Source organism: Rhodococcus sp. SORGH_AS_0301 (assembly GCF_030818285.1).
Classification (GTDB): Bacteria; Actinomycetota; Actinomycetes; order Mycobacteriales; family Mycobacteriaceae; genus Rhodococcoides.
Genome location: NZ_JAUTAC010000002.1, coordinates 2,536,451 through 2,555,228 on the forward strand (window position 1 = coordinate 2,536,451; position 18,778 = coordinate 2,555,228).

Genomic DNA, 18,778 nt, shown 5'->3' on the forward strand with positions numbered 1-18,778 from the left:
AGTGGGTAGCCTCGAACTGCAGCTCACACGATCAACGAGAGGACGACCGATGGTGAACTTCGGCGAGATCAAGCGCAAGCTCGACCAGAACGAGGAGAAGGTCGAACAGGCACTGGACAAAGCGGGCGACGCGGCCAAGAAGAAGTTCGCCGGGCACGACTCCCAGATCGACGGCGCGCTGGACAAGGCCAAGGACGCCATCGGCGAGAAGAACAGCGACCGCACCGACGGTCCTCCCGCCTAGTGGTCGCGGTGGGGAACTTTCTGACAGGAGTGCTGGACGAGGCGCTCGACCGGACGGTCGTGCCCGGCTACTCCCGTATCGGGTCGGCCGTCCGTCGTCGATTCTGGGCGGCCGATCCGGCCCCGTTCCCCGCCCCCATCGACGTGATCGTCACCGGCGGCAGCTCGGGTCTCGGCGCAGCTGCCGCCGGACAACTGGCCGTCCTCGGTGCGCGGGTGCACCTGGTCGGGCGTTCGGCGCGGCGGCTCGACGCCTCCGCGACCGAGATCCGCCACACCGTGCCCGGCGCCGAGCTCGTCGCGCACGAGTGCGACATGAGCGACCTCGATGCCGTGGCTGCGCTGGTCACCACCCTGACCGCTCAGCTGACGTCGATCCACGCGGTGGTGCACTGCGCCGGCGTCATGCCGCCCGAGCGCACCGAGACCGCACAGAAGCACGAGATGGCCTTCGCGACCCACGTGCTCGGGCCCGTCGCGCTCACGGTCGGGCTACGCGAGCTGTTCGACGCGGGGTCCCGCGTGGTGTTCGTCTCCAGCGGCGGCATGTATCCGGTTCCGCTGCAGACCACCGACGTCGAGTTCGCTCACGGCGACTACTCGGGCCTCACCGCGTACGCCCGCACCAAGCGCATGCAGGTGGTGATCACCGAGCAACTGGCGGAGCGCCTCACCGGGCCCGACGATCCCGTCGTGCACAGCATGCACCCGGGGTGGGCGGCCACACCCGGTGTCACGGACTCCATTCCGATGTTCGGCTCGGTGATGAAACCGATCCTGCGCACCGCCGACGACGGAGCCGACACCATCGTGTGGCTCGCGGCCGCCGATCAGCCACTCGCGTCCACGGGGATGTTCTGGCACGACAGACGACCGCGCCCCACGCACTACCCGTCCTGGCGGCGGGACTCGCCGGAGGCACGGGACGCACTGTGGGGCGCGGTCGTGGAGGCCACGGGTATCGACCTCGGCTGACGTCTCCGTCAGAGGAGATCGGTCAGGTTCGACACGATCGAGGACCAGACCCACGGTTGATTCCAGATCCAGAGCGAAAGCATGGCGGTAGTCCTCACTGCAGGGAACATCTGTCCCCGACAGTCAAGACGCGTCGTTGCAGGCGTGCACCTCGGACGGCGGATGTCGGTGACGAGTCACTGTCACGCTCGGTGCATCACGACATTCACGACGTTTCCGTCAGGAGCGCGCACGAGGAATCGTCGGACTCCCCACTCCTCCGTGGTGAGCGGATGCACGATCTCGTGACCGCGACGGACGGCCTCCTCGTACGCCGCATCGACGTCGTCGACGTGAACCGACATCGCCGACTCCACCGGACTCGTCGCATCTCGCGTCACCAGTTGTACGTGCGCACCGGTCTCCGGTGACGTGAAGCGGGCGACCCAACCGAGATCGAACTCCTCGACCGCGAGTCCCAGGAAATCGGTGTAGAACGACTTCGCGTCGGCGATGTCCTCGACCGGCAGGTTGGTGGTGATGCGCTCGACTCGCATGGTGCGCATTCTGCCCCTCTCGGCCTGTTCGTGTCGGTGCCCGCTGCTACCTTCGAACACATGTTCGAACAGGGGTGGGCGACGCGCGATCCGGAGGCCATGGGCCTACCCGGACACCTCGCCGACGTCACGGTCGACGGCGTCCTCGGCGCACTCACCCACGCCACCGCCGGCGCCGCGTACCTCGAATGGACCCGCTACCGGGCCGCGGCGGAACTGCACACCCGACTGGTCGCGCCGCTGGACACCGCCGACCGCCGCCGATTCGACGCCACCACTCACTGCGCCGCCCGCATCGCCGCAGTCCTGTCGATCACCCAGGGCGCAGGCGAGGGCATCCTCACCCGTGCCGTGGCCCTGCGAGATCGTCTGCCCGACGTTGCCGCCTGCCTCCGCGACGGCCTCGTGACCCCGAAGTACATCCACACCATCATCGCCCGCACCGACCTCGTCGACGGCACCGACCATGCCCACCTGGTCGATGCCGAGATCGCGGCGGCACTACGGCGACGCGGCTCCTGGTCAGTGGCCCGGATGCGCGACATGGTCGACCGCATCGTCTACCGCCACGACCCCGACGCCGTCCGCGAGCGTCGCACTCGCGCGAAGGACGACCGCGGCTTCTGGATCGACCCCGCACCCGACGGCATGGCTTATCAGTGCGCCACCATGCCCGCCGAGAACGCCGTCCTCGTCGCCGCTGCTGTCGACGACCTCGCCGGACGCGTCTGCCCGAAAGACCCGCGCAGCGCCGGCGCCCGACGCAGCGACGCCCTCTTCGCCCTCGCCACGCGCACCCCCTTCGAATGCCAGTGTGACCGTGACGACTGCGACGCTCCCGGCTGGACCGGCGAGGACGGCCTCCTGACCACCGTCATCGTGCACGTCGTCGCCGACGCCGCCACCGTGAACGCGGACACCACCTCCGCACAGCAGGGCAACCCGGGTTTCCTCGCGGGCCACGGCGTCATCTCCCCAGACCACGTCGCCGACCTCGCCGCGCGCCCCGACGCGGTTCTGAGGCCGGTCGCCGCCACCAACCCCGCCTCGCAACCCGCGGATCCCTACCGCCCGTCCAGTGCCCTCGACACGTTCGTGCGCATCCGCGATCAGTACTGCACCTGGCCCGGCTGCAGCAACGCCGTCTGGACCGGCGACCTCGACCACATCACCGAGTACGACCACGACAGCCCCGCGGCCGGCGGTCAGACGACCGACGTCAACCTCGGCGCCAAGTGCCGCTTTCACCACAACCTGAAGACGTTCGGCGACTTCGTCGACGACCAGTACCTCGACGGAGACACCGGACGAGTCGTCTCCACCATCGCCACACCCGAGGGACGCGTGATTCCGGGCCCGGCGCACAACGGGTACGACCTGCACCCCGGACTCGCCGACATCACCTTCGAACAGCCGGCGCAGGACCCACCGGATCCCCCGCGCACATCACCGACCAGGCGAAGAACCCGCCTGGCAGACAAGCATGCCCGGCGGCGGTCCGAACGCTCCCGAAACCGACGCAGACGAGAGTTCGCCGACAACGACGACCCACCACCGTTCTGACAGGACGTCAGTCCAGGCAGAACTCGTTGCCCTCGACGTCCTGCATCACCATGCAGGACTCTTCTCCGTCGCCCGCGGGCAGGAGCCGCACTCGCGTGGCTCCGAGGTCGACGAGGCGTGCGCATTCCGCTTCCAGAGCCCCGAGGCGCTCGTCACCGACCATGCCGACGCCCACACGGACGTCGAGGTGGACGCGGTTCTTGACGGTCTTCGCCTCGGGTACGCGTTGGAAGTACAGGCGTGGACCCACCCCGTTCGGGTCCACGCAGGCGAAGGCCGACCCCTGTCTCTCGGCAGGGAGCGAACGGTCGAACTCCGCCCAGTCGGCGAAGCCCGCGGGCGCCGGCGGCACCACGTATCCGAGAACCTCGCACCAGAATCGGGCGACTCGCTCGGGGTCCGCGCAATCGAAGGTGACCTGCACCTGTCTCACCTGAGCCATGGATCCACGCTAGGCGACAGTGGCGGCCGTCGGAAGGGAAATATTCGGGCGCCGTCAGCGTTCTCCGGTGCATGAAGAACATCGGGTTCCTGTCGTTCGGGCACTGGTCACCGTCGCCGCACTCGCAGACGCGCTCCGCATCGGACGTGTTGCTGCAGTCGATCGACCTCGCGGTCGCCGCAGAGGAACTCGGTGCAGACGGCGCGTACTTCCGCGTTCACCACTTCGCGAACCAGCTCGCGTCGCCGTTCCCTCTGCTCGCGGCCGTCGGTGCCAAGACCAGTCGCATCGAGATCGGCACCGGCGTCATCGACATGCGCTACGAGAACCCGTTCTACATGGCCGAGGACGCCGGGTCCGCCGACCTGATCTCCGGCGGGCGGCTGCAGCTCGGAGTGAGCCGGGGATCGCCCGAGCAGGTCATCGACGGCTTCCGCTACTTCGGCTACGCCCCGGCCGAGGGCACCGACAGCGGAGACATGGCCCGTGAGCACACGCGCATCTTCCTGGACCTGTTGGAGGGCAAGGGCTTCGCGGAGCCGAACCCCTCCCCCATGTTTCCCAACCCGCCCGGCCTGTTGCGCCTCGAGCCGCACTCCGACGGGTTGCGTGAGCGCATCTGGTGGGGTGCAGGTACTCGTGCGACCGCCGAGTGGACGGCGCAGCAGGGCATGAACCTCATGAGCTCGACTCTGCTCAGCGAAGACACCGGCGTGCCGTTCCACGAACTGCAGGCCGAACAGATCGAGCGCTTCCGCAAGACGTGGTCCGACGTCGGCCACTCGTTCGAACCGCGAGTGTCCGTGAGCCGCAGCATCTTCCCGATCGTCGACGACGTGGATCGTGCGTATTTCGGCCGCGAGGGCGGCAGCGGCGATCAGGTCGGCTACATCGACGGCGGCATCGCTCGTTTCGGCAAGACCTACGCCGGCTCACCAGACAAGCTCATCGCGGAGCTGGCGAAGGACGAAGCCGTCGCCGCGGCCGACACACTGCTCCTGACCGTGCCCAACCAGCTCGGCGTCGAGTACTGCGCACACCTCATCGAGTCGGTGCTGACGCACGTGGCGCCGGAGTTGGGCTGGCGGTAGCAGTCCCGCTCAGACGTTGAAGCGGAACTCCACCACATCCCCGTCGGCCATGACGTATTCCTTGCCCTCGATGCGGACCTTGCCGGCCGACTTGGCGGCGGCCATGGATCCGGCGGCGACGAGGTCGTCGTAGGACACAACCTCCGCCTTGATGAAGCCCTTCTCGAAGTCGGTGTGGATGACACCGGCGGCCTGGGGTGCGGTGTCGCCCTGATGGATGGTCCACGCGCGGGACTCCTTCGGCCCCGCCGTGAGGTAGGTCTGCAGTCCGAGGGTGTGGAAGCCGGCGCGGGCCAGGGCGTGCAGGCCGGGCTCGGTCTGGCCGATGCTCTCGAGCAGCTCCATCGCGGATTCGTCGTCGAGTTCGACGAGCTCGGACTCGATCTTGGCGTCGAGGAACACGGCGTCGGCGGGTGCGACAGCAGCCTTCAGCTCGGCGACCTTCGCGTCGTCGGTGAGCACCGACTCGTCTGCGTTGAAGACGTAGAGGAACGGCTTGGTGGTGAGCAGATTGAGCTCACGCAGTGACGACGCGTCGAACGTGTCCTTCACCGAGTACAGCGTCGTGCCGCTGTCGAGAATCGTCTGCGCTTCCTTGGCCGCGGCGACCATCGGCGCGCGATCCTTCTGCGTGCGAACTTCCTTCTCGAGACGCGGGATCGCCTTCTCGAGGGTCTGCATGTCCGCGATGATCAGCTCGGTCTCGATGACCTCGATGTCGGCGGCCGGATCGACCTTGCCGTCGACGTGCACCACGTCGTCGTCGGCGAACACGCGCACGACCTGGCAGATGGCGTCGGCCTCACGAATGTTCGCGAGGAACTTGTTGCCCAGGCCGGCGCCCTCGGACGCGCCCTTCACGATGCCGGCGATGTCGACGAACGTGACGGGCGCCGGAAGGATCTTCTCGGAACCGAAGATCTTGGCCAGCTCGTTCAGCCGCGGATCCGGCAACGGTACGACGCCCTCGTTCGGCTCGATGGTGGCGAACGGATAGTTCGCCGCCAGCACGTCGTTGTTGGTCAGCGCATTGAACAGGGTCGACTTACCGACGTTGGGCAGTCCGACGATTCCGAGGGTGAGGCTCACAGGGAGGAGAGTCTACGTGCCGCCCCCGACCGCCCTGTCAGTACGTGTAGTCGGTGCCCGATCCCGCCGAGATCGCGAAGGCGATGAGCAGCACGTAGAAGAGGATGAACAGCGCGAAGAGCCCCACGAAGATGTAGAGCGAGTACTTGCCCAGCTGCTTCGTGCGCTCCGACGCGTAGTGCGCACCCTGATAGTCGCCCAGCGACCACCGCGGGAGCACCGAGCTCGAGTGGTTGAACGCCGAGAACGCCAGCGGCCAGAAGAAGATCAGCGCGGCGGCGGCCCAGCCGGCGTTGGTCGGCGGCAGCGGCGGCGGGCCGTACTGCTGCTGGGGATAACTCGGCTGTTGCTGCTGCTGCGGGAAGGCTCCGCTGGTCGGGAACGCTCCGGTGTCCGTCGGCCCCTTCGTCAGGTCGGGCTCGTACGACGAACCGGTGTACGGCTGCTGCGGGTACTCGGGGTGGTCTGACACACGAGCATCGTAGGCAGTCGGGGCGCGCGAGTGGGGTCTCGTTGTCATGTCGTGACGTTCGGCGACGGTCCCGGACCGCTCGGCGCAACGATCCGCACACGCCAGGCTCACAACCGCACGAAATGTCGGTCGGTCTGCTTACAGTGACTGCGATCACACGATGATCGCCGCCCCTCCACCGCATGCCAGGAGCCCGCAGATGACTGCCGTGTCCGACAAGGGGAACTCGCACGTCGAGTTCCTCAAGACCGACGACGACCTTCCCCCCGTGGGCGTCGTCGACCGCTCACCGATGACGGTGCCCAAACGCATCGTCTTCGTCATCATCGGTCTGCTGGGCGCTGTCGCCTGGACCGTGATCGCCGTGATCCGCGGCGAGCAGGTCAACGCGGTGTGGTTCGTCGTCGCGGCGGTCTGCACCTACATCTTCGCGTTCCGGTTCTACGCACGCCTCATCGAGAACCGCATCGTCCATCCGCGGGACGATCGGGCCACACCCGCCGAGATCCTGGAGAACGGCAAGGACTACATGCCGACGGACCGTCGGGTGCTGTTCGGCCACCACTTCGCCGCGATCGCGGGCGCCGGTCCCCTCGTCGGTCCCGTCCTCGCCGCGCAGATGGGATATCTGCCCGGCACGATGTGGATCATCATCGGCGTCGTCTTCGCCGGCGCGGTGCAGGACTTCCTGGTGCTGTGGATCTCCACGCGCCGACGCGGCCGCAGCCTCGGTCAGATGGCCCGCGAGGAGCTCGGCGTGGTCGGCGGTATCGCCGCCCTCATCGGCGTCTTCGTCATCATGATCATCATCATCGCGGTGCTCGCACTCGTCGTCGTGAACGCACTCGCGGAGAGCCCGTGGGGCGTCTTCTCCATCGCACTGACCATCCCCATCGCCCTCTTCATGGGTGTCTACCTGCGGTACCTGCGCCCGGGCAAGGTCTCCGAGGTCTCTCTTATCGGCGTCGTCCTGCTGCTGCTCGCCATCATCTCCGGCGGCTGGGTCGCCGAGACCGAGTGGGGCGCCGACTGGTTCACGCTGTCCAAGGTCACCGTCGCGTGGTTGCTCATCGCCTACGGTCTCGCCGCGTCGATCCTCCCCGTGTGGCTGCTGCTCGCCCCGCGTGACTACCTGTCGACGTTCATGAAGATCGGCACCATCGTGCTGCTCGCCGTCGGCATCCTCATCGCTCGACCCGTCCTGCAGATGCCGGACATGACGTCGTTCGCCAGCGAGGGCAACGGACCCGCGTTCTCCGGATCGCTCTTCCCGTTCCTCTTCATCACCATCGCCTGCGGCGCGCTCTCCGGTTTCCACGCGCTGATCTCATCGGGCACCACGCCGAAGCTTCTCGAGAAGGAGAAGCAGATGCGGATGATCGGCTACGGCGGCATGCTCACCGAGTCCTTCGTCGCCATCATGGCTCTGGTCACCGCCTGCATTCTCGATCAGCACATCTACTTCGCGCTCAACGCACCGACCGCACTCACCGGCGGAACACCCGAGACCGCCGCGGCGTACGTCAACGGGCTCGGACTGTCAGGCGGGGACGTCAGCGCGGCCGAGCTGTCGCAGGCCGCGACGGACGTCGGTGAGGAGTCGATCATCTCGCGCACCGGCGGCGCCCCCACGCTCGCGTTCGGCATGTCCGAGGTGCTGCACCAGGTCTTCGGCGGCGAGAGCCTGAAGTCGTTCTGGTACCACTTCGCGATCATGTTCGAGGCGCTGTTCATCCTCACCACCGTCGACGCAGGCACGCGTGTCGCTCGCTTCATGCTGTCGGACTCGCTCGGCAACCTCGGCGGCGGCGCGAAGAAGTTCCGCGATCCGTCGTGGCGCGTCGGTGCCTGGATCTGCTCGGTCATCGTCGTCGCCGCCTGGGGCGCCATCCTGCTCATGGGCGTCACCGATCCGCTGGGCGGCATCAACACGCTCTTCCCGCTGTTCGGCATCGCGAACCAGTTGCTGGCCGCCATCGCGCTCACGGTCGTCCTGACCGTCGTGGTGAAAAAGGGTCTGCTGAAGTGGGCCTGGATCCCCGCGCTGCCGCTGGCCTTCGACCTCGTGGTCACCATGACGGCGTCGTACCAGAAGATCTTCTCCGACGTTCCGGCCATCGGCTACTGGGCGCAGCACAGCGACTTCAAGGAAGCGAAGTCGCAGGGCCTCACCGAGTTCCGGTCTGCCGCCACACCGGAGGCCATCGACGCCGTCATCCGCAACACCTTCATCCAGGGCACGCTGTCCATCGTCTTCGCGGTGCTCGTCCTCATCGTCGCGCTCGCCGGATTCGCCGTCTGCTTCAAGGCGATCCGCGCCGGTGGACTGCCCAGCAGCGAGGAGGAGGACGTACCGTCGAAGCTGTTCGCGCCCAGCGGTTTCCTCCCCACCGAGGCGGAGAAGTCGGTGCAGGCGGAGTGGGACGTCCTCATCGCCGACGGCACGGTCCGTCGGCCGGGAACGGGCCACTGACATGAACGCCGTCCTGAAGTCCGTTCGCGCCGCGACGTGGTGGATCACCTCCGTCATGGGTGATCACGACTACGAGCGTTTCGTCGAGCACCGGAACCGGGTCCATCCCGGGCACCCGGTGCCGTCCGAGCGCGAGTACTGGAAGGCACGTCATGCGGAGGCGGACGCGAATCCGGGCGCACGCTGCTGCTGAGATCATGACGGGGTGACGTCGCCGCGCTGGACCCTCGACACCTCCGAGCTGCCGTACTCCGCTCCGTACGACACGGGGTGGATGCGGTGGTTCCTGGCGGGTCACGCGGTTCCGGGCATGGAGACCTTCACGGACGGCGTCTACCGCCGGGCTCTGCGCCTCGATCACGGCCCCGCAGTCGTCACGTGCCGGTTCGTCCCGGGTGACGGCGGCGCGGGAGTCGTCCGGGTGGAGACGCGAGCCCGGGACGCGTCGGACGTCCCCACCGCGCTGTCCCGAGTGCGGCGGGTACTGGCCCTGGACGTCGACGCGGCTCCCGTCGACGCTGCGCTCGCGGCAGATCCTGCGCTCGCCGCGTCGGTGGCCGCGGCCCCGGGGATCCGCGTTCCCGGGGCGTTCGATGCCGCGGAGGTGCTTCTTCGCACGATGATCGGTCAGCAGATCTCGCTCGGTGCCGCGGCCACGCACACAGCCCGGCTCGTCGCGGCCCTCGGAGATCCGGTGGGCGACGACGAGGGCGAAGCCGACCACGGCATCACTCGCCTGTTCCCCACACCCGAGGCCGTGGCCACACACGGCACCGAGATCCTCACCGGTCCGGCGCAGCGGGTCGCCGCGATCGCGTCGACGGCCGACGCTCTGGCATCGGGCGCCGTGGACGTGCGCCACGACGGCAACGCGGCCACCCAGGAACGTGCACTGCTGGCACTGCGCGGTGTCGGCCCGTGGACCGCCCGCTACGTGTCGATGCGGTTGCTGGGCGACCCCGACGTGCTGCTCGACACCGATCTGGTGGTCCGGCAGGGCGCGGCCCTCCTCGACATCGATCTGTCGGACACCGCCCACTGGTCACCGTGGCGGTCCTACGCCTCCATGCACCTGTGGCGTACTGCCCTTCTCGCCCGCGGGCTCACCATCGGGTAGTCCCTCCGTCGCCATGCGTGCGGAATCGGCTTCCCGGGTACAGTCACAGCGCGTTCGACTCTGCGTTCGCCGCATCATCGTCAGACGAGAGGACACACGTGAGCGAGAACGCGCCCACCACTTCCGCAGGCTCCGCGTCGGGCCGTGATCGCAGCGACCTGTTCGGCGCCGGCGGACTCTGGCTGGCCAAGTGGTCCGCCGTGCTCCTCGTCGTCTCGGCAGCGCTGTGGATCGCCGGCTGGCTGGTCGGCCAGCTGTGGGTGATCATGCTCCCGGTTCTGCTGGCACTGGTGGTCGCGACGGTGCTCTGGCCGCCCACCAGGCTGCTGCGCCGCATCGGCTTTCCGCCCGCGCTCGCCGCACTGACCACACTCCTCGGCTTCCTCGCGGTACTCGCCGGTGTGGTCGCGTTCATCGTCCCCTCCGTCATCAGCCAGGCTCCCGATCTCGCGGACAGCGCCACCCTCGGCGTCTCGCAGGTCCAGGAGTGGCTCGAGGGCCCGCCCATCAATCTGGACGACGAGCAGATCGACAGCGCCGTCGAAGCCATCGTCACGCAGCTGCAGGACAGCGGCACGGCGATCGCCTCGGGCGTCTTCGCCGGCGTCGCCACCGCCGGGTCGATCCTGGTCACGCTCGGTCTGGTGCTCGTCCTGAGCTTCTTCTTCATCAAAGACGGCCCGCGCTTCCTCCCCTGGCTGCACGGACTGGCCGGACGCAAGGCCGGTGGTCATCTCGCCGAGGTACTCCGACGGGTGTGGGACACCCTGGGTGGCTTCATCCGTACCCAGGCCATCGTCAGCGCGATCGACGCGATCTTCATCGGCATCGGCCTGGTGATCCTCGGCGTGCCGCTGACCCCGGTGCTGATGACGCTCACCTTCCTCGGTGGCTTCATCCCCATCGTGGGTGCCTTCGTCGCCGGTGCCCTCGCCGTCCTGGTCGCGCTGGTGGCCAACGGGTTCACCACCGCGGTCATCGTCCTGGCGATCATCCTGGCCGTGCAGCAGATCGAAGGCAATGTCCTGCAGCCGATCCTGCAGAGCAAGTCGATGAACCTGCATGCCGCGATCGTGCTGCTGGCCGTCACCGCCGGCGGTTCCATCTTCGGCATCATCGGGGCGTTCCTCGCGGTCCCGGTCGCTGCGGCCACCGCGGTGCTGCTGCGCTACATCAATGAGCAGATCGAACTTCGGTCCGACGAGGATCCCGGCGCGAACGACATCGCCGAACGCATCCACGACGATCTCGGCACACCCGGTGACGACGCGCCCGTCGTCGTCCACGACGAGAAGACCCGATACGCGCCGGCGCCCTCGGACCAGTCCGACGACGTGGCACCGACTCCGATCGACGTCGACACGCACGAGGACGACGAGAAGAAGGACGACTGAGCGGTCACACTCCCGCGTGCACTCGTACCGTGGATCCGTGACGTTCGCGGATCACCTCGAGGCGTGAGGGGACCCGGTCACGGATCTCGTCGACGTGACTGACGATGCCCACCGTGCGCCCACCGGACCGGAGTTCGTCGAGGACTCCCATGACGGCGTCCAGTGATCCCGAGTCGAGGCTTCCGAACCCCTCGTCGATGAACATCGTGTCCAGGGTGATGCCGCCCGCCTCGGCCGCGACGACGTCGGCGAGACCCAACGCGAGCGCGAGCGACGCGCAGAACGCCTCGCCGCCCGACAGGGTGCCCGCCGACCGGACCACCCCGGTGTAGTCGTCGCGTACGTCGAGACCCAGCCCGCCGCGGGTGCCTCGGGGGCCCACGTCGTCGGAGTGCACGAACTCGAACCGGCCCTGCGACACCAACCGGAAGCGCACGGATGCCGCAGTGGCGACGTCCTCGAGCCTCGCGGCCAGCACGTAGGACCGCAGCGACATCCGGCGCGCGTTGGCGCCCTTGCCGGCCACCACCTCCGCCAGCTGCTCGAGTTCCGCGTGCTCGAGGTGGGCAGGTCCCAGACGGTCCGCAGCGGCCCACAGTTGGGCGACGAGGTCCTCGAGCATGCGTAGCCGACTGTCGGCGTCTCCGGCCGAGGCGATGGCCTCGTCCAGCAACCCCCGCAGTCGGATCTCCTCCGCACCGACGGCAGCGGTGTCGACGGTCTCCCCCACCATCGCCTCCGCCACGTCCGGCTCCGCGAGCACGGCCGCAGCCGCGGAGCGCTGCTTCTCGGCGTCGAGAACGGCGTTCTCCAGCACCGCGCACCGGGCCCTGTCACGGACCGCCGCCAGAGCGTCGGTGACCTCGGTGAATCCGTGCTCGCGCGCGCACTCCACCAGGTCGGTCTCGAGCCGCATCACCGCCTGATCGGCCGAGTCGGCGTCGCGGCGAGCGTCGCGCCACGCCACCGCGGCTGCGATGGCCGCGTCGAGTGCGGCACGCCGTTCCGCCACGGTGGACGTCGTCCCCACGGCGGCCGTGATGCGCGCGGTGGCCTCCGCGATCCGAGTCTCCAGCGCCTCCGTACGCCCGCGAGTGACGCCCAGTTCGGTCGTGATCGCATCGGCCCGCACCCGCAGACCTGCGGTCTCCTCGTCCAGCGCCGCCAGCGAGGTGTCGATCGCCGCGAGACGATCCGCGGCACGCCGCGCCTCCGCCAGTGCCGTCGTGGCCGCGTCCAGTTCGGCCGCGAGTTCCGCTGCGGTGCGATCCGCGCACCGGGTCGCGAGCTCGTCCACACGCTGTCGGCAGCGCTGCACCGCGGCGTCCGCCGTGGTGCGTTCCGCCTCGGCTGCACCGACCCGCTGTCCCGCGCGGTTCTCGTCGTCCCGGGACACCCGCCCCGCGGTCGGAGATGCGGGCGCCGGATGTTCCGTCGCGCCGCAGACTCCGCAGGGGGCGCCGTCCTCGAGTCCCGCCGCGAGCTCCGCGGACATCCCCTCGAGACGGCGTTCCCGCAGGTCCAACCATTCCGTGCGCAGATCGTCGTAGCGGGTCCGGGCACGCTCGGCCGTCGTGACGGCCGCCGCGAGGCGCTCGGACTCGCGAGCCCACTCGACGTGTGCGCGTGCCGCGTCCTCGGCACCGTGATGCCGCGCCTCCAGGCCGGCGAGACCCGCACGAGCCGCGACGGCTACTCGATGCTCGGCGTCCAGCGCCGCGCGCTCCTCGGGCACCGCGTCGAGACGTACCCGTACCGCCCGCAGGTCCGTCTCCAGACCGCGCACCCGGCCGACGGCGCGTTCCCGATCGGCCACCGCCGTCCTTCGATCGGACTCGTCGCCGGCGACACTGTCCAGCACCGCGCACTCGCCGCTCCACCGGTGCACCGCGGCATCGAGCACCTCCGCATCGGCAGGACGGGGCGGCCACGACAACGTCCCGACGAGCACGGCGGCCTCGGTCTCGGCAGCTGCCCGCTCCCGGCGCCGCATCGTCGCGGCGGCGGCGTCCGCGCGCTGACGGTGCTGGTCGAGGGTGACGGCGCGATCGCGCACCGGCAGCGCCCGACGCGCACGGTCCAGCTCAGCGATCTGCTGCGCGCGCTCGGCGTCGCCGTCCGCCAGCACCGTGAGTCGTGCTGCTGCCGCGGCCCCCCGCTCGCGTGCCTCCCGGCGGCGGTGCGCGATCCGAGCGGTCTCACGAGACGCGGCGTGTTCGGCGCGCGCGGTCCGCAGATGCTCTGTGCGCCCACGGGCCAGCTCGCGGGCACCGCCCAGAAGATCCGTCCCCCACTCCACCACGTCGGTGCCCGTGAAGAGGTCCACGCCGGCGGCGGTGGCCACCTGGGCAGCCAGTCTGTCGACGGACTCCGATCGCCCGGCGAGACGCTCCGCGCTGGCGCGACGCTGATCCTGGAACCACGTCTCGATGTCTCGGAACCGATCGGTGTCGAACAACTGCTCGAGCAGCGCACCCCGTTCCTCGTTGCGCGCCCGCAGGAACCGCGCGAAGTCCCCCTGCGGCAACAGGACGACCTGGAAGAACTGGTCCACCCGCATGCCGAGCAGGCGCTCGACCTCGAGTGCGATCTCGTCGATGCGCGTCAGGTTCTCGCCCCGGCCGTCGTGCCATGTCAGCGTCGCCTTGGCGTTCTGTTTCGTGGTTCCCACCCCGCGCCGCTTGGGGCGCAGGAACTCCGGCTGCCGGACGATGGTGAGGCGGCGGCCACCCAACGTCGCGTCGAGTTCGACGCGCGGAACCACACCCGGCGCAGCGTGATCCGACAACAGGCGTCGACTCTCTCGGCGCGAGCCGGGGAGAACGCCGTAGAGAGCGAAGGCGATGGCGTCGAGAACGGACGTCTTTCCCGCTCCGGTGGGGCCGTGCAGGAGGAAGAGGCCGTCGGCCCCGAGATCGTCGAAGTCGACGTCGACCGTGCCGCCGAACGGCCCGAACGCGGTGACCGACAACGCATGCAGTCTCACGCCGAGCGCACCCACTCGTGCTCGACGGGCGATGCGGACGTCGAATCCCGTTGACCCGTGACGTTCTCGACCGCACGATCGAGCAGCTCGACCTCGGACGACGAGGGCGCGCTGCGCACGTCCGCGAGGAAGCTGCTGAGCACCTCACGGTCCGACCTACCCTGCACCTTCTCGCGGTAGCTCCCGGAATCGACACCGGCCGGGCGCTTCCACTCGAGGTGCACCGCGTGCGGGAAACGCTCCTGCAGACGGCGCATCGCGTCGACGGGCCGCACCGCATCGGTGAGCACAGCGGAGACGTAATGCTCTGTCGCGGAATCGAACCGGTTCTCCGTGCAGAGCTCCTCGAGCGTTCCCTCCAGGACGGACAGGCCCCGCACCACCGGCAGATCGACGCGCGTGACGACGCGGCCACCCGAGCCGTCGATGTCGACGAGCCACGCAGCCTTGCGATGCGAACGCTCGCCGAACGAGTACGGCAGCGGCGATCCCGAGTACCGGATGTGGTCGTCGATGGTCTGCGGAGAGTGCAGGTGGCCCAGCGCGACGTAGTCGATACCGCCGAAGATCGAAGCCGGCACGGTCTCGACGCCACCGACGGAGATCGAACGCTCGGAACCCGTACCCTCGCCGCCGATCACGAAGGCATGGGCCAGCACCACCGAGCGGACCGACGAGTGCCGCGTCGCCAGATCGGCCGCGATGCGGCCCATCGCCGCCTGCAGCACCGCGGCGTGCGAACGAGCGCCGGGTACCCCGAGCTCGGCGCGGGTGGCGTCCGGCTCGAGGTACGGAATGCCGTAGAACGCCACGTCACCGTGCTCGTCCGCCAGCACGACCGGTCGGTCGACGGCGTCGACGGTGGTGAACAGATGCAGACCGCCGGCAGCGGAGAACGCCGACCCGGCACCGAGCCGGGCGGGCGAGTCGTGATTGCCCGACGTGGCGACGATGACGGCCCCCGCGTCACGGATGGCCTCGAATGCCCTGTTGCACAGCCGGACCGCGTCCGCATTGGGCACCGCACGGTCGTAGATGTCCCCGGGGACCACGACGACGTCCACACTCTGCTCTCGGACGACGGTGGCGAGAGCCTCCAGAGCACGACGCTGATCGGCCAGCAGGTCGACACCGTGGAAGGTGCGCCCGATGTGCCAGTCCGAGGTGTGCAGGATTCTCATGTCGCCGACGCTAACGGAGACCTACGACAAAGACGCTCGGGCCGAAGGTGTGTCGGTACCCCGGTTCATAGTGAGCCTCATGACCGCCCTCGCTGCCGTGACCACTCTCGTCACCCTTCTCGTCGGCCTGGGGTTGGGCTGGTGGTTGCGGGCCGCACGCGGCGACGTCGAACTCGCCCGTGCGGGTGAGCGGCTCGCGGTCTCCGCGGACAACGAGGAGACGCTGCGGCGGTCGTTGTCGCTGCTCAACGAGGACTCCGCGCGGCGCCACTCCGGCGCCATCGGTCAACAGGTCTCCCACCTGGTCGACCCGCTGCGGGAGGCGGTCGACGCACTCGAGGAACACGTACGGCTCGTCGAGCGCGACCGTGTTCACGCATACGCGGGACTGACCGAGCAGGTCGCCGGGATGCACCGCGCCTCGCGGCAGTTGGCGTCGCAGACGGACCAGCTCGTCACCGCGCTGCGGGCGCCACAGATTCGTGGCCGGTGGGGCGAGATCCAGCTCGAGCGGGTCGTGGAGCTGGCCGGCATGACGCGCCACTGCGACTTCGACACCCAGGTCGCCGCACCCGGCGTGCGCCCCGATCTGGTGGTCAAGCTCGCCGGTGGCAAGCGCATCGTCGTCGACGCCAAGGTTCCGCTGGTCGCCTTCCTCGACGCGAGCGCCGAGCAGGATCCCGAGACCATCGATCGGCATCTCGAACGCCACGCCAAACACCTGCGCACACACGTCGACCAGCTCGCCGACAAGAAGTACTGGCACGCGTTCGACCCGTCGCCGGAATTCGTCGTCCTCTTCGTTCCGGGCGACCCGTTCCTCGATGCCGCGCTGACGCGCGACCGCGGCCTGCTCGAACACGCCTTCTCCCGCAACGTGGTGCTCGCCACCCCGACCACTCTCATCGCCCTGCTGCGGACCGTCGCCTACACGTGGAAACAGGACGCACTGGCCGAGGACGCCGCTCGCGTGCGTGTGCTGGGCCGTGAGCTGTACGAGCGCCTCGGCACGGTCGGAGCCCACGTGGATCGCTTGGGATCACAGCTGGGCAAGGCCGTGGACTCGTTCAACGCGGCGGCGGGATCGTTGGACGCACGGGTCTTCGTCACAGCACGCAAGCTGCACGAGATGTCCCTCTTCGACGGCGAACCGCCGCAGGTCACGAGTGTGGACCAGCGGCCACGAACCATGACCGCGACTGCGATGGAGGGCACCTCGTCGACGTGTCGCGGGCATGCCGACGACGCAAGTCGTTGAATCAACGCTAACCTCGCTGTGTGTCTTCCCCCCAACGCGCACGCTCGGGAGTGCCTCTCGACCAGCGCTCCGCTGTGCCGTCGGTACCCGGAATCCCCGCATGGGGCGCCGTCGCGGTGGCAGTGGGCGCAGCCGTCCTGGGCTTTCTCGTCGATGCCATGCGTGGCGACGAACTGGGATCGACGTTCGCCGTCCTGTACGTGCTCGGTGCACTCATCGCCATCGTCGCGGTCCGCCATCGTGGACTCTTCACCGCCATGGTGCAGCCGCCGCTCATCATGTTCCTCGGCGTCCCCATCGCATACCAGATCCTCACCGACGGAGCGGGCACCTCGATCAAGGACATCGTCCTGACCGTCGCCGTGCCGCTCGTCGATCGCTTCCCGCTCATGGCGCTGACCACGCTGTTGGTCCTCGGCGTCGGTGGCGCCCGGCTCGCGCTCGATCGTCGCCCCACTCCGGTCCGGAAGCCGGCGCGCACAGCGCGACCGGCCGCGGCAGCGCGTGACGCCGCACCCCGACGGTCGCGCTCCGAACGTCCCGCCACTCGCGAGACGGCGGGACGGGCGGAGGAACGCCGCAGGACCCGCCAGGAACCGCGGACGGACGCACCCGACGCTCGACACGACCGCACCCGGCGTGCACGGCCCGCCGCACCGCAACCGCGCGAGGAGTCACGCGCTGCTCGGCCCGCCCCGCGCGCCTACGAGGGCCAGGTCACGGCTTCCGACAACGGTCGCCCACGGGAAGCTCGCCCCCGGTACGAACCCACGCCGTACGAACCCCGGCGAACCGGTGCGGAGAATCTGTCGCCGTACCCCGCACCACGGGTGCGCTACCGCGACCGGGACTGATCTCCCGGGCGCGGTCGGCTCAGACCCGGCTGGTGGTCCGCAGCTCGCGAGGAAGCGCGAAGACCAGCGTCTCGTTGGCCGTCGTCACCGACTTCACGTCGCCGAAGCCATGCGTCTCGAGCAGGTCCAGCACTCCACGCACCAGCACCTCCGGCACGGATGCGCCGGACGTGATGCCCACCGTCCGGACGCCCTCGAGCCAGGCGAGATCGATGTCCTTGGCGTAGTCGACCAGGTAGCTCGCCCGCGCGCCCGCGGCGAGCGCGACCTCGACCAGACGGACGGAGTTCGACGAGTTCGTCGACCCGACCACGATCACGAGATCGCATTCGGGCGCCATCGCCTTGACGGCGACCTGCCGGTTCTGGGTGGCGTAGCAGATGTCGTCGCTGGGCGGATCCTGCAGGTTGGGGAACTTCTCCCGCAGTCGCGCGACAGTCGTCATGGTCTCGTCGACACTCAGCGTGGTCTGCGACAGCCAGATGACGCGGTTCTCGTCCCGGACGGTGACGGCGTCGACGGAATCCGGACCGTCCACGACCTGCACGTGGTTCGGGGCCTCGCCCGCGGTGCCCTCGACCTCCTCGTGACCCTCGTGGCCGATGAGCAGGATGTCGAAGTCGTCGCGAGCGAACCGCTTGGCCTCCTGGTGCACCTTCGTCACCAGTGGGCACGTCGCGTCGATGGTGCGCAGGTTCTTGGCGGCCGCGGACTCGTGAACCGCCGGTGAGACACCGTGCGCGGAGAACACGAGCAGTGCGCCGTCCGGCACCTCGTCGGTCTCGTCCACGAAGATGACGCCCTGATCGGACAGCGTCTCCACCACGTGGCGGTTGTGCACGATCTCCTTGCGCACGTAGATCGGGGCGCCGTGCTTCTCGAGCGCCTTCTCGACCGTCTCCACCGCTCGGTCCACACCGGCGCAGTACCCGCGCGGCTCGGCGAGCAGAACGCGCAGCGGGCCGTCGTAGACCTCACCGGTGACCGCCGGCCGGGCGATACCCAGCTCGAGCGGGATGGCGGAGGAGGTGGTGGAAGACGAGGACACCGGAAGAGCCGAAGACATACCACGAGGATACGGGTAGTCGGGTGGGCGTCGCTTCC

General features: G+C 68.9%; 17 protein-coding genes. 10 read left to right on the top strand and 7 right to left on the bottom strand.

The features are described from left to right. Window positions 1-49: 49 nt before the first annotated feature. Together QE397_RS12480 and QE397_RS12485 are read left to right on the top strand one after the other, a co-directional pair. Complete coding sequence (locus tag QE397_RS12480) at window positions 50-244, top strand: antitoxin (RefSeq protein WP_037183861.1); 195 nt, start codon at window positions 50-52, stop codon at window positions 242-244. A gap of 8 nt (window positions 245-252) precedes the next feature. Next, complete coding sequence (locus QE397_RS12485; RefSeq protein ID WP_307095058.1) at window positions 253-1,218, top strand: SDR family NAD(P)-dependent oxidoreductase; 966 nt, start codon at window positions 253-255, stop codon at window positions 1,216-1,218. 182 nt (window positions 1,219-1,400) lie between these two features. On the opposite strand, the gene QE397_RS12490 is transcribed toward QE397_RS12485, so the two are convergent. Beyond that, window positions 1,401-1,754, bottom strand: a complete 354-nt coding sequence (locus QE397_RS12490; RefSeq protein WP_056447622.1) for a VOC family protein — start codon at window positions 1,752-1,754, stop codon at window positions 1,401-1,403. Between the two features lie 60 nt (window positions 1,755-1,814). On the opposite strand from QE397_RS12490, the gene QE397_RS12495 reads away from it, so the two are divergent. Further along, on the top strand, window positions 1,815-3,317 hold the full coding sequence (locus tag QE397_RS12495; protein ID WP_307095060.1) for a DUF222 domain-containing protein: 1,503 nt from the start codon (window positions 1,815-1,817) through the stop codon (window positions 3,315-3,317). Between the two features lie 7 nt (window positions 3,318-3,324). Here QE397_RS12495 and QE397_RS12500 read toward each other — a convergent pair whose 3' ends face one another. Then, window positions 3,325-3,759 (bottom strand): VOC family protein, encoded by a 435-nt coding sequence (locus QE397_RS12500; protein WP_222638184.1) that lies wholly within the window; start codon window positions 3,757-3,759, stop codon window positions 3,325-3,327. A gap of 71 nt (window positions 3,760-3,830) precedes the next feature. On the opposite strand from QE397_RS12500, the gene QE397_RS12505 reads away from it, so the two are divergent. Then, complete coding sequence (locus tag QE397_RS12505; protein ID WP_222646067.1) at window positions 3,831-4,850, top strand: LLM class flavin-dependent oxidoreductase; 1,020 nt, start codon at window positions 3,831-3,833, stop codon at window positions 4,848-4,850. Window positions 4,851-4,859: 9 nt separating this feature from the next. On the opposite strand, the gene ychF is transcribed toward QE397_RS12505, so the two are convergent. Further along, window positions 4,860-5,939 carry a redox-regulated ATPase YchF gene (gene ychF / locus QE397_RS12510; protein ID WP_027503913.1) on the bottom strand — a complete coding sequence of 360 codons (1,080 nt, stop codon included), beginning with the start codon at window positions 5,937-5,939 and terminating at the stop codon, window positions 4,860-4,862. Window positions 5,940-5,976: 37 nt separating this feature from the next. Continuing rightward, window positions 5,977-6,411 (bottom strand): CD225/dispanin family protein, encoded by a 435-nt coding sequence (locus tag QE397_RS12515; RefSeq protein WP_307095064.1) that lies wholly within the window; start codon window positions 6,409-6,411, stop codon window positions 5,977-5,979. Between the two features lie 199 nt (window positions 6,412-6,610). On the opposite strand from QE397_RS12515, the gene QE397_RS12520 reads away from it, so the two are divergent. The 4 genes from QE397_RS12520 (at window position 6,611) to QE397_RS12535 (ending at window position 11,395) form a co-directional block, all read left to right on the top strand. Further along, on the top strand, window positions 6,611-8,884 hold the full coding sequence (locus QE397_RS12520; RefSeq protein WP_307095066.1) for a carbon starvation CstA family protein: 2,274 nt from the start codon (window positions 6,611-6,613) through the stop codon (window positions 8,882-8,884). Window position 8,885: 1 nt separating this feature from the next. Beyond that, window positions 8,886-9,077, top strand: coding sequence for a YbdD/YjiX family protein (locus QE397_RS12525; RefSeq protein ID WP_051612930.1), 192 nt, complete (start codon window positions 8,886-8,888; stop codon window positions 9,075-9,077). A 12-nt stretch (window positions 9,078-9,089) separates the two neighbouring features. Continuing rightward, on the top strand, window positions 9,090-10,001 hold the full coding sequence (locus QE397_RS12530; RefSeq protein ID WP_307095068.1) for a DNA-3-methyladenine glycosylase: 912 nt from the start codon (window positions 9,090-9,092) through the stop codon (window positions 9,999-10,001). Between the two features lie 98 nt (window positions 10,002-10,099). After that, a complete protein-coding gene (locus QE397_RS12535; RefSeq protein WP_082544615.1) occupies window positions 10,100-11,395 on the top strand; it encodes an AI-2E family transporter in 1,296 nt (431 codons plus the stop codon). Window positions 11,396-11,399: 4 nt separating this feature from the next. Here QE397_RS12535 and QE397_RS12540 read toward each other — a convergent pair whose 3' ends face one another. Continuing rightward, window positions 11,400-14,381: an AAA family ATPase gene (locus QE397_RS12540; protein ID WP_307095070.1), complete on the bottom strand. Its 2,982-nt coding sequence runs from the start codon at window positions 14,379-14,381 to the stop codon at window positions 11,400-11,402. Further along, the gene (locus tag QE397_RS12545; protein WP_307095071.1) at window positions 14,378-15,562 is read right to left on the bottom strand and encodes an exonuclease SbcCD subunit D; all 1,185 of its coding nucleotides are present in this window, start codon (window positions 15,560-15,562) and stop codon (window positions 14,378-14,380) included. Before QE397_RS12545 ends, QE397_RS12540 begins: the two co-directional genes overlap by 4 nt. Before the next feature lie 79 nt (window positions 15,563-15,641). Between QE397_RS12545 and QE397_RS12550 the strand changes: the two genes are divergently transcribed. Together QE397_RS12550 and QE397_RS12555 are read left to right on the top strand one after the other, a co-directional pair. Beyond that, the gene (locus QE397_RS12550) at window positions 15,642-16,820 is read left to right on the top strand and encodes a DNA recombination protein RmuC (protein WP_307095073.1); all 1,179 of its coding nucleotides are present in this window, start codon (window positions 15,642-15,644) and stop codon (window positions 16,818-16,820) included. 20 nt (window positions 16,821-16,840) lie between these two features. After that, window positions 16,841-17,674, top strand: coding sequence for a DUF6542 domain-containing protein (locus tag QE397_RS12555; protein ID WP_307095075.1), 834 nt, complete (start codon window positions 16,841-16,843; stop codon window positions 17,672-17,674). Window positions 17,675-17,693: 19 nt separating this feature from the next. Here the strand turns inward: QE397_RS12555 and QE397_RS12560 are convergent, their stop codons facing one another. Next, window positions 17,694-18,740: a 4-hydroxy-3-methylbut-2-enyl diphosphate reductase gene (locus QE397_RS12560; protein WP_307095077.1), complete on the bottom strand. Its 1,047-nt coding sequence runs from the start codon at window positions 18,738-18,740 to the stop codon at window positions 17,694-17,696. Between the last annotated feature and the right edge of the window lie 38 nt (window positions 18,741-18,778).